The sequence below is a fragment of the Streptomyces lusitanus genome, from assembly GCF_042647945.1.
In the GTDB taxonomy this organism is placed as follows: domain Bacteria; phylum Actinomycetota; class Actinomycetes; order Streptomycetales; family Streptomycetaceae; genus Streptomyces; species Streptomyces pseudogriseolus.
The window spans coordinates 71515-83335 of the sequence record NZ_JBHRWL010000021.1; the positions used below are offsets into that span (position 1 = coordinate 71515).

11 protein-coding genes are annotated in these 11821 nt (G+C 74.5%); 6 read left to right on the plus strand and 5 right to left on the minus strand.

Annotated elements, in window-relative coordinates:
* Positions 1 to 33 precede the first annotated feature (33 nt).
* From cobM to cobC, 6 genes are read left to right on the plus strand one after another with little or no spacing between them, the layout of a single operon-like run.
* Positions 34 to 852, plus strand: a complete 819-nt coding sequence (gene cobM / locus ACFOSY_RS27790; protein ID WP_394311850.1) for a precorrin-4 C(11)-methyltransferase — start codon at positions 34 to 36, stop codon at positions 850 to 852.
* Positions 849 to 2084 carry a precorrin-6y C5,15-methyltransferase (decarboxylating) subunit CbiE gene (cbiE, locus tag ACFOSY_RS27795; RefSeq protein ID WP_394311851.1) on the plus strand — a complete coding sequence of 412 codons (1236 nt, stop codon included), beginning with the start codon at positions 849 to 851 and terminating at the stop codon, positions 2082 to 2084. Before cobM ends, cbiE begins: the two co-directional genes overlap by 4 nt.
* Positions 2081 to 3763, plus strand: coding sequence for a precorrin-3B C(17)-methyltransferase (gene cobJ, locus ACFOSY_RS27800; protein ID WP_394311853.1), 1683 nt, complete (start codon positions 2081 to 2083; stop codon positions 3761 to 3763). The genes cbiE and cobJ overlap by 4 nt, the downstream gene beginning before the upstream one ends.
* On the plus strand, positions 3760 to 4347 hold the full coding sequence (locus ACFOSY_RS27805) for a precorrin-8X methylmutase (RefSeq protein WP_394311855.1): 588 nt from the start codon (positions 3760 to 3762) through the stop codon (positions 4345 to 4347). Before cobJ ends, ACFOSY_RS27805 begins: the two co-directional genes overlap by 4 nt.
* On the plus strand, positions 4344 to 5252 hold the full coding sequence (locus tag ACFOSY_RS27810; RefSeq protein WP_394311857.1) for a sirohydrochlorin chelatase: 909 nt from the start codon (positions 4344 to 4346) through the stop codon (positions 5250 to 5252). Before ACFOSY_RS27805 ends, ACFOSY_RS27810 begins: the two co-directional genes overlap by 4 nt.
* Entirely contained in the window at positions 5242 to 6303 is a 1062-nt protein-coding gene (gene cobC / locus ACFOSY_RS27815; protein WP_394311860.1) for an Rv2231c family pyridoxal phosphate-dependent protein CobC, read from the plus strand. The genes ACFOSY_RS27810 and cobC overlap by 11 nt, the downstream gene beginning before the upstream one ends.
* A 504-nt stretch (positions 6304 to 6807) precedes the next feature.
* On the opposite strand, the gene ACFOSY_RS27820 is transcribed toward cobC, so the two are convergent.
* The 5 genes from ACFOSY_RS27820 to ACFOSY_RS27840 form a co-directional block, all read right to left on the minus strand.
* Complete coding sequence (locus ACFOSY_RS27820) at positions 6808 to 7737, minus strand: SCO1860 family LAETG-anchored protein (protein ID WP_394311863.1); 930 nt, start codon at positions 7735 to 7737, stop codon at positions 6808 to 6810.
* A gap of 178 nt (positions 7738 to 7915) precedes the next feature.
* Positions 7916 to 9007 carry an amidohydrolase family protein gene (locus ACFOSY_RS27825; RefSeq protein ID WP_394311867.1) on the minus strand — a complete coding sequence of 364 codons (1092 nt, stop codon included), beginning with the start codon at positions 9005 to 9007 and terminating at the stop codon, positions 7916 to 7918.
* Between the two features lie 208 nt (positions 9008 to 9215).
* Positions 9216 to 10013 (minus strand): amino acid ABC transporter ATP-binding protein, encoded by a 798-nt coding sequence (locus tag ACFOSY_RS27830; RefSeq protein WP_394311870.1) that lies wholly within the window; start codon positions 10011 to 10013, stop codon positions 9216 to 9218.
* On the minus strand, positions 10010 to 10846 hold the full coding sequence (locus ACFOSY_RS27835) for an amino acid ABC transporter permease (RefSeq protein ID WP_394311872.1): 837 nt from the start codon (positions 10844 to 10846) through the stop codon (positions 10010 to 10012). The genes ACFOSY_RS27830 and ACFOSY_RS27835 overlap by 4 nt, the downstream gene beginning before the upstream one ends.
* Before the next feature lie 4 nt (positions 10847 to 10850).
* Positions 10851 to 11693, minus strand: a complete 843-nt coding sequence (locus ACFOSY_RS27840; protein WP_394311880.1) for an ABC transporter substrate-binding protein — start codon at positions 11691 to 11693, stop codon at positions 10851 to 10853.
* Positions 11694 to 11821: the final 128 nt, after the last annotated feature.

An 11821-nucleotide genomic window follows, 5' to 3' on the forward strand; every position in this document is an offset into this window, starting at 1 on the left:
TTCCGAACCGCACGCAGGGAAGGACCTGTTTCCATGACCGACGCCCCCACCGGCAAGGTGACCTTCGTCGGGGCCGGTCCCGGCGCCGCCGATCTGCTGACGTTCCGCGGCGCGCGGGCCGTCGCCGAGGCGGACGTGGTGATCTGGGCCGCCAGCCTGGTCCAGGCGGAGATCCTGGAGCACGCACGCGAGGACGCGGAGGTCCTCGACTCGGCGGCGATGTCGCTGGAGGACGTGGTGGCCGTCTACGCGCGCGCCCGTGACGAGGGGCTGAAGGTCGCGCGGATCCACTCGGGTGACCCGGCGCTGTGGGGCGGCACCCAGGAGCAGGTCGACCGGTGCGCGGAGCTGGGCATCGCCACGGAGATCGTGCCCGGGGTGTCGTCGTTCTCTGCGGTGGCGGCGCTCGCGGGGCGGGAGCTGACGATCCCGGAGGTGGCGCAGTCGGTGATCCTGACCCGGCTGGGCGGCGGCAAGACGCCGATGCCGCCGGGCGAGGAGGTCCGGGAGTTCGCGCGGCACGGCACCACGATGGCGGTGTTCCTGTCGGCGGCGCGCAGCGGGCAGCTGGTGCGGGAGCTGCTGGAGGGCGGGTATCCGACGTCGACGCCGGTCGTGGTGGCGTACCAGGCGACATGGCCGGAGGAGCTGGTGGTGCGGTGCACGATCGGCACGCTGGAGGAGACCGTCAAGGAGCACAAGCTGTGGAAGCACACGCTGTTCCTGGTCGGTCCCGCGCTCGACGCGCACGGCACCCGCTCGCACCTGTACCACCCGGGACACTTCCACGGCTTCCGCAAGGCCGACCCGCGGGCGCGCAGGGAGCTGCGGGAGCGGGGGGCGAGCACATGATCACCGTGGTGGGGACGGGTACGGGCGCGCCGGTCGACCTGCCCGAGGTGGGGAAGGCCGCGCTCGTCGTCGGCGGGCGGCGGCATCTGGACGCCGTGGAGGTGCCGGAGGACGCCGAGCGGATCGTGCTGGGGCCGCTGGCTCCCGCGCTCGACACGATCGCCGCGTACGTGGCCGAGGAGCGGCCGGTGGTGGTGCTGGCGTCGGGCGATCCCGGGTTCTTCGGGATCGTGCGGGCGCTGGCCGAACGGTTCGGTCCTGAGCGGCTGGACGTGCGGCCGGGGGTGTCGTCCATCGCCGCCGCGTTCGCGCGGGCCGGGCTGCCGTGGGACGACGCGGTGGTGGTGAGCGCGCACGGGCGGGATCCGCGTACGGCGGTGAACCTGTGCCGGGCGCATCCGAAGGTCGCCGTGCTGACCGGGCCGGGCGCGGGACCGGCCGAGCTGGGGGCGGCGCTGCGCGGTGAGCGGCGGGTGCTGGTCGTCGCGTCCGCGCTGGGGTCGGCGGGTGAGTCGGTGGAGCGGGTGACGCCCGAGGAGGCGGCCGGCCGGGACTGGGGTCCGGCGGTGAGCGTGGTGCTGTGCCTGGACGAGGCGCGGGCGCTCGGCCCCGTGCGTACGGTCGCGGGGCTGCCGGAGCGTCCGGCCGGGTGGGCGCTGCCGGAGACGGAGTTCACGCACCGGGACTCGATGATCACCAAGTTCGAGGTGCGGGCGCTGGCGCTGGCCCGGCTGGGTCCGCGCCCCGGCGACCTGGTGTGGGACGTCGGCGCGGGGTCGGGCTCGGTGGCCGTGGAGTGTGCGCGGCTCGGCGCGGCCGCCGTCGCCGTGGAGCGTGACGCGGACGGTGTGGAGCGGGTGCGCGCGAACGCGGCCGCGCACGGGGTCGGCGTGCGGGTGGTGCACGGGGAGGCGCCGGGCGCGCTGGACGGGCTGGGCGACGACCCGGACGCCGTGTTCGTCGGCGGCGGGGGCCGGGAGCTGCCGGCGGTCGTCGCCGCGTGCGCGCGGCGGGCGCGGCGGACGGTCGTCGTCGCGATGGCCGCGCTCGACCGGGTGCCGGCCGCGCGGGCGGCGCTGACCGACGCGGGCCTGACGTGTGACGGCGTGCTGGTGCAGTCGTCGCGGCTCGCGCCGCTGCCGGGGGACGTGACCCGGCTGGCGGCGACCAATCCGGTTTTCCTGCTGTGGGGCGTCCGGCCCCCGGCGCACAGTGAAGGAGTCTGCGAGTGATCGGCCTCATCTCCGCCACGGCGGCGGGCGCGGCGGCGCGGGACCGGCTGGCCGCCGCCTGGCCGGACCGCACGCGTGTGTACGACGGTCCGGTGGCGGACGCGGTACGGGCCGCGTTCGCGGAGTGCGACCGGCTGGTGTGTTTCCTCGCCACCGGGGCCGTGGTGCGGCTGGTGGCTCCGCTGCTGCGCGGCAAGACGGACGACCCGGGCGTGGTGTGCATGGACGAGGCCGGGCGGTTCGCGGTGTCGCTGCTCGGCGGGCACGGCGGCGGGGCGAACGAGCTGGCCCGCGAGGTCGGCGAGGTGCTGGGCGCGGAGCCGGTGGTGACGACCGCGACGGACGCGGTGGGGCTGCCCGGACTCGACACGCTGGGCCTGCCGGTGGAGGGCGATGTCGCGGCCGTGTCGCGGGCGCTGCTGGACGGGGAGGCGGTGGCGCTGCGCGCCGAGGTGACGTGGCCGCTGCCGCCGCTGCCGGTCGCCGCCGAGGGCGCTTACACGGTGCGGGTGACGGACCGGCTGGTCGAACCGGCCGACGGCGAGGCGGTGTTGCGGCCGCCGACGCTCGTCGTCGGGGTCGGAGCGTCGAAGGGCGCCCCCGTCGAGGAGGTGCTCGGGCTGGTCGGGGACGCGCTGCGGGAGGCGGGGCTGTCGGCGGCGTCCGTGGCCGAACTGGCCACCGTGGACGCCAAGGCCGGGGAGCCGGGGCTCGTGGAGGCCGCCCGGCGGCTCGGGGTGCCGCTGGTGACGCACGCGGCCGAGGCGCTGGCGCGGGTGGAGGTGCCCAACCCGTCCGAGGCGCCGCTCGCCGCCGTCGGCACCCCGTCCGTCGCGGAGGCCGCCGCGCTCGTCGGCGGGGGCGAACTCCTCGTGCCCAAGCGGAAGTCGGCGGGCTCCCCCGCCATGGCGACCTGCGCGGTCGTACGGCGTCCGGGGCGGGGGCGGCTCGCGGTGGTCGGGCTCGGGCCCGGCGCGCGGGACCTGCTCACCCCGCGGGCGCGGGACGAACTGCGGCGCGCGTCCGTGCTGGTGGGGCTCGACCAGTACGTCGACCAGATCCGCGACCTGCTGCGGCCCGGCACGCGCGTGCTGGAGTCGGGGCTCGGCGCGGAGGAGGAGCGGGCGCGTACGGCCGTCGAGGAGGCCCGGCGCGGGCAGGCGGTCGCGCTGATCGGCAGCGGTGACGCCGGGGTGTACGCGATGGCGTCGCCGGCGCTCGCGGAGGCGTCCGACGACATCGACGTGGTCGGCGTGCCCGGGGTGACGGCGGCGCTCGCGGCGGGCGCGCTGCTCGGGGCGCCGCTGGGCCACGACCACGTGTCGATCAGCCTGTCCGACCTGCACACGCCGTGGGAGGTCATCGAGCGGCGGGTGCGGGCGGCGGCCGAGGCGGACCTGGTGGTGACGTTCTACAACCCGCGCAGCCGGGGCCGTGACTGGCAGTTGCCCAAGGCGCTCGCCGTGCTCGCCGGACACCGCTCCCCCGCCACACCCGTCGGCGTCGTACGGAACGCGTCCCGTGCGGACGAGTCGGTGCGGCTGACCACGCTGGCCGCGCTGGACCCGGCGACGGTCGACATGATGACGGTCGTGACCGTGGGCAACACGGCGACCCGGGACGTCGCGGGGCGCATGGTCACCCCGCGCGGCTACCGCTGGCAGGAGGAGACCCGGTGAACCGTGTGATCCACCCCATCGAGCAGGAGTCCTTCCGGCGGCTGCGGGCCCGCCTGGACACCTCCGGCTTCCCGCCGCTGACCCGGGCGGTCGTGGAGCGGGTCATCCACTCCGCGGCCGACCTGGAGTACGCCACCGACCTCGTCATGGACGAGGACGACCTGGTGCGGGCGCACGCCGCGCTGCACGCGGGCGCGCCCGTCGTCACGGACGTGGAGATGGTCGCGGCCGGGATCACCCGCCGCGAGACCGTGTGCCGGCTGCGCGAGGCGCGGTCCGGGCCGGGACTCACCCGGTCCGCGCACGCCGTGCGGCTCGCCTACGAGGAGGTCGGGCCGGGCGCCCTGTGGGTGATCGGGTGCGCGCCCACCGCGCTGGAGGAGCTGCTGACCCTGGACGCCTCCCCCGCGCTCGTCATCGGCCTGCCCGTCGGGTTCGTCGGCGCCGCCGAGTCGAAGGCGGCGCTGCGGGAGAGCGGACTGCCCGCCGTGAGCAACGTGTCCGAGAAGGGCGGGTCGGCGGTCGCCGCCGCCGCGCTCAACGCCCTGCTGTACCACCCCGTTACGACCGAGGAGACCCTGTGACCACCCCGCCCGCCCTGCTCATCGCCGGCCACGGCACCCGGGACGACGCCGGAGCGGAGGCGTTCCGCGCCTTCGTGCGGGAGCTGGGCCGCCGCCGGCCCGGCCTGCCCGTCGCGGGCGGATTCATCGAGCTGTCCCCGCCGCCGCTGGGCGAGGCCGTCGCCGAACTGGTGGAGCGGGGGGTGCGGCGGTTCGCGGCCGTGCCGCTGATGCTGGTGTCCGCCGGGCACGCCAAGGGCGACATCCCGGCGGCGCTGGCCCGGGAGAAGGAACGCCACCCCGGTCTGACGTACACGTACGGACGTCCGCTGGGGCCGCATCCTGCGCTGCTGCGGGTGCTGGAGCGGCGGCTCGCGGAGGCGGTGGACCCGTCCTGGGATCCCGCCGAGGTGACGGTGCTGCTGGTGGGGCGCGGGTCGACGGACCCGGACGCCAACGCCGAGGTGTTCAAGGCGGCCCGGCTGCTGTGGGAGGGGCGCGGATACGCGGGCGTGGAGACGGCGTTCGTGTCGCTGGCGGCGCCGGACGTGCCGAGCGGCCTCGACCGGTGCGCGCGGCTGGGGGCGCGGCGGATCGTGGTCCTGCCGTACTTCCTGTTCACCGGCATCCTGCCGGACCGGGTGCGGACGCAGACCGAGGAGTGGGCGGCGGCGCACCCCGACACCGAGGTGCGCTCGGCGGACGTCATCGGCCCGGAGCCGGAGCTGCTGGACCTCGTGCTGGAGCGGTACGAGGAGGCCGTGAAGGGCGATCTGCGGATGAACTGCGACTCCTGCGTGTACCGGATCGCGCTGCCCGGCTTCGAGGACAAGGTGGGACTGCCGCAGCAGCCGCACTTCCATCCCGACGACGACGGGCACGGGCATGGGCACGGTCACGCGCACTCGCACAGTCATGCCCACTGAGCCGGGGTCCGGGCACGATCTGCGGCACCACGGGGACGCCGAGGTCCGTGACGACGGCCGCGCGCTGGTCGACCTCGCGGTGAACGTCCGCGCGGGCACGCCCCCGGCGTGGCTGCGGGAGCGCGTCGCGGCGTCGCTGGCGGGGCTCGCCGCCTACCCGGACGGGCGGGCCGCGAGGGCCGCGGTGGCGGCGCGGCACGGGCTGCCCGTGGCGCGGGTGCTGCTGACGGCGGGCGCGGCGGAGGCGTTCGTGCTGCTGGCGCGGGCGCTGAAGGTGTCACGGCCGGTGGTGGTGCACCCTCAGTTCACCGAGCCGGAGGCGGCACTGCGGGACGCCGGGCACACGGTGGACCGGGTGCTGCTGCGGGAGACCGACGGTTTCCGTCTCGACCCCGCGGCCGTCCCGGAGGACGCGGACCTGGTGGTGATCGGCAACCCGACCAACCCGACGTCCGTGCTGCACCCGGCGGACTCGCTCGTCCGGCTGGCCCGTCCGGGGCGGACGCTGGTGGTGGACGAGGCGTTCATGGACGCGGTGCCCGGGGAGCGCGAGGCGCTGGCCGGGCGGACGGACGTGCCGGGCCTGGTGGTGCTGCGCAGCCTGACCAAGACGTGGGGCCTGGCGGGCCTGCGCGTCGGGTACGTCCTCGCGGCCCCGGAGACCGTCGCCCTGCTGGAGCGGGCGCAGCCGCTGTGGCCGGTGTCGACACCGGCGCTGGCGGCGGCGGAGGCCTGTGTGGCGCCTGCGGCGCTGGCCGAGGCGGAGGAGGCGGCGCGGGGGATCGCGGCGGACCGCGCGTTTCTGCTCGCGGGGTTGCGGGACTTCGCGTCCCACGGCCTGCGGGTGGTGTCCCCCGCGGAGGCCCCCTTCGTCCTGGTGCGCGTGCCGGACGCGGCAGCGGTGCGGCGGCGCTTGCGCGCCCTGGGGTACGCGGTTCGCCGCGGGGACACGTTTCCGGGTCTGGACGAGGAGTGGCTCCGGCTGGCGGTACGGGACAGGGGGACGACGGAGGGGTTCCTGCGGGCGCTGGGGCGGGCGCTGGACGCCTGAGAGGTGCGGGTGGTCTGTCGCAGATCGCGCAGTTCCCCGCGCCCCTGAAGGGGCGCTGCCCCTGCCACCTGCGGGCAGTCGTGCCGCTGGGGCGATGGGGGTACCTCCCGCTCGAGCGAAGCCGAGAGTGGGGGAGGGTGGGCGCAGGCGGCACCCCCCAGCGGGCCCGCGCCGCACCTCCGTACGGCCACCGGGATGCCGGGGACTGTCGCACGCCGGGTGCGGGCCGCACGGTGGCTGGTCGCGCAGTTCCCCGCGCCCCTGACAGGGCGCCCCCGCCGACTGCGGGCAGTCGTGCCGCTGGGGCGATGGGGGTACCTCCCGCTCGAGCGAAGCCGAGAGTGGGGGAGGGTGGGCGCAGGCGGCACCCCTTCAGCGGGCCCGCGCCACACCCCCCGGACGGCCACCAGAGTGCCGGGAACTGTCGCACGCCGGGTGCAGGCGGCGCCGTGGCTGGTCGCGCAGTTCCCCGCGCCCCTGAAGGGGCGCCCCGGCACCCGTGCCTCAGTTCCGGCGCCCCCGCCGCGCCACCAGCACCGCTCCCCCGCCCGCGGCGAGCAGCGCCACCGCCCCCGCCGCCACGTACGGCGTCGCCGAATCCCCGCCCGTTTCCGCGAGGTTCGTCTCCGCCCGGGCGCCCTGCGGCTCGACAGCCGCGTCCTCATCGGCGGGGGCCTCGGGGGCGGCCGCCTCCGGTTCCCCCTCCTCACCCGCCGCAGGCGTCTCGCAGCGGGACTCCGCCAGCGTGAGGCGCCCCTCCACCTCGGCCACATTCAGCTCCGCCGGGTCGACCGACACCTCCAGCTTCAGCGCGGTGGCCGCGGCCGTGGACGACGTCGTCTCCGTCTGCGACAGGTCGAGCCGGACCGCGCCCACCCCCGGCACCTCGACGTGGGTCGGGCCGCCGGCGCTCAGGGAGACCCGCTTGCCGAGGACGGTGACGGCGGCGGGCAGGGTGACCGAGGCGTGCGGGGTCTTCCCGGCCTCGCAGACCGCCTTGGAGCTGACCGCCTCGAGTTCGACGAGCGACAGCAGCGGCAGCCCGGGGACGTGCAGGCGGGCGTCCGCGAGGGTGGTGGACGCCTCCGCCCTGTCCCCCTCGACGGTCGCGACCGCGTCGGCCGTCCCGGCGCGCAGCACGCTGAACGGCTTGCCGTGGTCGACGCCGTCGAGGGTGGCGGTGAGGGCCGTCTTCCGCGCGCTGCGCGGGGCCTCGACCTGGTTGAGGGAGACGGTGAGCGGGACCTGCACCGACTTGTTGAGCAGGGACACGTCGAGGTCGGTGCGCAGCACGGAGGCGCTCGCGTGGCCGTGGCCCTCGGTGGCGTGCGCCGGTCCCGCGCCGGCGAGGGCGACGGGTCCGGCGGTGAGCGCGCAGGCCGCGGCGAGCGCGGACCAACGGCGGGCATGCGTGGGCACGTTGATGGTGTTCAAGGCGGTGGGACCCCCATGGGACTGTGCTGGGACCCGGAAAGAATGTCCGCGCCCGCGCCACCCCGTCAGCGATCCGGCGACTCTTCACTCCTTCGGGGAAGACCGGAGCACCTTTTCGATTCCCTGGGTACGGCTGTTCCCCGCCGTCACCCTCCGGGGCCTCACCGGTGGGCGCGTCCTATGCGACGACGCGCCCGTTTAGCACCACCCGGCGCGGAGCGGTGAGCACCCCGAGGTCCGCGCGCGGGTCGGCGTCGTAGACCACCAGGTCGGCCGGGGCGCCCTCGTCCAGGCCGGGGCGGCCGAGCCACGCCCTGGCCTTCCAGGTGCCGGCGGCGAGGGCCTCCACGGGCGGGAGGCCGGCCTTGGCCAGTTCCGCCACCTCCTCGGCGGCGAGCCCGTGCGGGAGGGCGCCGCCGGCGTCGGTGCCGACGAAGACGGGGATGCCGGCGTCGTACGCGGAGCGCACGGTGTCGTAGCGGCGCTCGTGAAGCCGGCGCATGTGGGCGGACCAGCGCGGGAACTTGGTCTCGCCGCCGTCGGCGAGCGCGGGGAAGGTGGCGATGTTGACCAGGGTGGGGACGATCGCCACGCCCCGCTCGGCGAACAGCGGGATCGTCTCGTCGGTCAGCCCGGTGGCGTGCTCCACGCAGTCGATGCCGGCCTCGACCAGGTCCCGCAGGGAATCCTCGGCGAAGCAGTGGGCGGTGACGCGGGCGCCCAGCCGGTGCGCCTCGGCGATCGCCGCCTCGACCGCGCCGCGCGGCCAGCAGGCCGACAGGTCGCCCAGGTCGCGGTCGATCCAGTCGCCGACCAGCTTCACCCAGCCGTCGCCGCGCCGCGCCTCCTGGGCGACGTACGCGGCGAGGTCGTCGGGCTCGACCTCCCAGGCGTAGTTCCGGATGTAGCGGCGGGTGCGGGCGATGTGCCGCCCGGCCCGGACGATCTTCGGGAGGTCGTCGCGGTCGTCGGTCCACCGGGTATCGGAGGGCGAACCGGCGTCGCGCAGCAGCAGGGCGCCGGCGTCCCGGTCGGTGAGCGCCTGCTTCTCCGCGACGTCCTCGGGGACGGCGCCGTGCCGGTCGAGACCCACGTGGCAGTGGGCGTCGACCAGGCCGGGCAGCACCCAGCCGTCGACGTTCCGGACGTCGCGGGCGCCGGCCGGACGGTCGTAGGAGACGCGTCCGCCGACCACCCACAGCTCGTCGCGGACCTCGTCGGGGCCGACGAGGATCCGTCCCTTCACGTGCAGCACCGCGCGTTCGCTCATGCACCGCACCTTAGGGCCTCTCGTTTGGATCACCCCGGCGTCGCGGGGCCTGGCACGCACATCTGCGGCGTTGTCGTCGGTTGCCAACGCTCCGCGTTGACGCCCTCCTCCGCCTTGCAGCTGCACGCACCAGACCCCGCTCGGGCCAGTCGACGAGGCACCGCGCCTCACGGCCGGCCTGATCCAAACGAGAGGCGCTAATGACCCGCTACCCGGACTTGCCCACCTGGTCCGAGGTCTCCTCCTCGACCTCCGCCATGGCGGGGTCGAGCAGGCGGGAGAGGAAGTGGCGGGTGCGTTCGTGCTGCGGGGCGCCGATGACACGTTCGGGGGCGCCGTCCTCGACGATCACTCCGCCGTCCATGAAGACGACCCGGTCGGCGACCTCGCGGGCGAAGGTCATCTCGTGGGTGACGACCATCATCGTCATGCCCTCGTCGGCGAGCATCCGCATCACCGCGAGCACGTCGCCGACCAGTTCCGGGTCGAGCGCCGAGGTCGGCTCGTCGAACAGCATCACCTCGGGGCCCATCGCGAGCGCCCGGGCGATGGCGACGCGCTGCTGCTGGCCGCCGGAGAGGGAGGCGGGGTAGGCGTCCGCCTTCTCGGCGAGGCCGACCCGCTCCAGGTTCTGCGCGGCGACCTTCGCGGCCTCCGCCTTGCCGCGCCGGAGCACCCGGCGCTGCGGCAGCGTGAGGTTCTCGGTGACGGTCAGGTGCGGGAACAGGTTGAACTGCTGGAAGACCATGCCGATGCGGCGGCGTGCGGCGTCGATGTCGACGTCCGGGTCGGTCAGCTCGATGCCGCCGACGAAGACCTGGCCCTTGCTGGGCTCCTCCAGGAGGTTCACGCAGCGCAGCAGGGTGGACTTGCCGGACCCGGACGGGCCGATGACGCAGACGACGTCGCCCTGGCCGATCTCCAGGTCGATGCCGCGCAGCACGTGATTGTCGCCGAACGACTTGTGCAGTCCGCTGACGCGGATCTCCGGTCGGCTCGTGCTCATTTGACGGCCTCCTGGGCCTTGGCCTCCATGCGGCGCACGACGAAGCCGAGCGGGATGGTGATCAGCAGGTAGCACAGGCCGGCCACCAGGATGGGCGTGGAGTTGGCGGTCTGGCTGGCCAGGTCGCGGCCGTACTTGGACAGCTCGCGCTCCTCCAGGGTGACGCCGAGGAACAGCACCAGCGAGGAGTCCTTGAACAGCAGGACCAGCTCGTTGGTGAGCGGCGGCAGGATGATCCGGAAGGCCTGCGGGATGATGATCGACACCATGGCCCGGCCGGGCGAGAAGCCCAGCGAGCGGGCCGCCTCCATCTGTCCCCTGGGCACGGCCTGGATGCCCGCCCGGATGGTCTCCGCCATGTAGGCGGCGGCCACCAGGCCGAGGGCGAGGGCGACCTTGCCGTACGTCCCGCCGACGATCTCGGTGCCGGGGAAGGCGAGCGGGACGGCGACGCCGATGAAGATGAAGATCAGCAGGGCGGGCAGGCCGCGGAAGATCTCGATGTAGATGCCGGCCAGCCACCGGTAGGGGCCGACGGACGACAGCCGCATCAGGGCGATCACCATGCCGAGCGCCAGCCCGACGCCGAAGCCGGTCACCGTGTAGAGGACTGTGTTCTTCAGCGCCAGCGTGATGACGTCCGGGAACATCCGCTCGGCGATGTCGACCTGCGCGAACTGGTTCTGCAGCCGTCCCCAGTCGGCCGTGACCCCGAAGGCGATCACGGCCGCGGCGAACACGGCGTACTGGATACCGCGCGACAGGCTGCGCTTCTGCCGCCGGGTCAGGCCCTTCCGCTTCGGCGGGAGCGGTGTCTTCTCCGTGTCGGTCATGGGGTCAGGACGCGGCCGGCGAGGCGGCGGACTCGTCGTACGGGCCGATCCACTGCTCGTACAGCTTCTTGTACGTGCCGTCGGCCTTGGCGTCCTTGATCGCCTTGTTGACGGCCTCGCGGAGCTTGTCGTTGCCCTTCTTCACCGTGACGCCGTACTGCTCACCGGTGTTGACCTGCTCGGCCACCTCGAAGGCGGCGGCGTTGGCCTTGTCCTTCAGCCAGCCCTGGACGACCGGGTAGTCGATGACGACGGCTTCGACCTGGCCGGTGCGCAGGCCGTTGAGGACCGCGTCGGAGGACTCGAAGGAGACCGGGTCCAGGCCCTTGCTCTTGGCGTAGTCCTCGCCGGTGGTCTGCGCCTGGGCGCCGACCTTCCTGCCTTCGAGGTCCGCGAAGGAGGAGATGCCGCTCTTCTTGTCGACCAGGACGGCCTGGGTGGCCTCGAAGTACGGGTCGGAGAAGTCGACGTTCTTCTTGCGCTCCTCGGTGATGGTCATGCCGGCGGCGGCCAGGTCGCACTCGCCGGAGTTGAGGAAGGCGCCGGTCTTGAAGTTCTCGAACGGCGTGTCGAGGATCTCCTGCTTCACGCCCAGGTCGTCGGCGACCAGGTCGATCAGGGCGACGTCGAAGCCCTGCACCTTGCCGTCGATCTCCGACTGGAACGGCGGGTACGGCAGGTGGGTGCACGTGGTGAGCTGCCCGGCCTTGACGAGCTCGACCCCGCCGGCGGTCGTGGACCCGCCGCCTGAGTCGTCGGTGGACGTGCAGGCGGCGAGGAGCACCATCCCGGCCGTCGCGGTGGTGGCAACCAGGACCCGGGTCCTGCGGCCGAGGAGCGTGTTCACGAGGAGCCTCCAGTAAGCGAACGAGAAGTTCCGATTATAAGGAAAGGTTTGAGCACCTCACATCAATCGGAGGAGGAGTACGCCGTTCGGCCTCCGATCTTCCGCCTCACGCCGACGGCCCGGACCGC

What these genes read in the sequence shown, in the direction of transcription:
- ACFOSY_RS27825 (WP_394311867.1), bottom strand. Translation starts at nt 9,007, where the DNA reads ATGAGCGAACGCGCGGTGCTGCACGTGAAGGGACGGATCCTCGTCGGC.
- ACFOSY_RS27835 (WP_394311872.1), bottom strand. Translation starts at nt 10,846, where the DNA reads ATGACCGACACGGAGAAGACACCGCTCCCGCCGAAGCGGAAGGGCCTG.
- cobM (WP_394311850.1), top strand. Translation starts at nt 34, where the DNA reads ATGACCGACGCCCCCACCGGCAAGGTGACCTTCGTCGGGGCCGGTCCC.
- cbiE (WP_394311851.1), top strand. Translation starts at nt 849, where the DNA reads ATGATCACCGTGGTGGGGACGGGTACGGGCGCGCCGGTCGACCTGCCC.
- cobC (WP_394311860.1), top strand. Translation starts at nt 5,242, where the DNA reads ATGCCCACTGAGCCGGGGTCCGGGCACGATCTGCGGCACCACGGGGAC.
- ACFOSY_RS27830 (WP_394311870.1), bottom strand. Translation starts at nt 10,013, where the DNA reads ATGAGCACGAGCCGACCGGAGATCCGCGTCAGCGGACTGCACAAGTCG.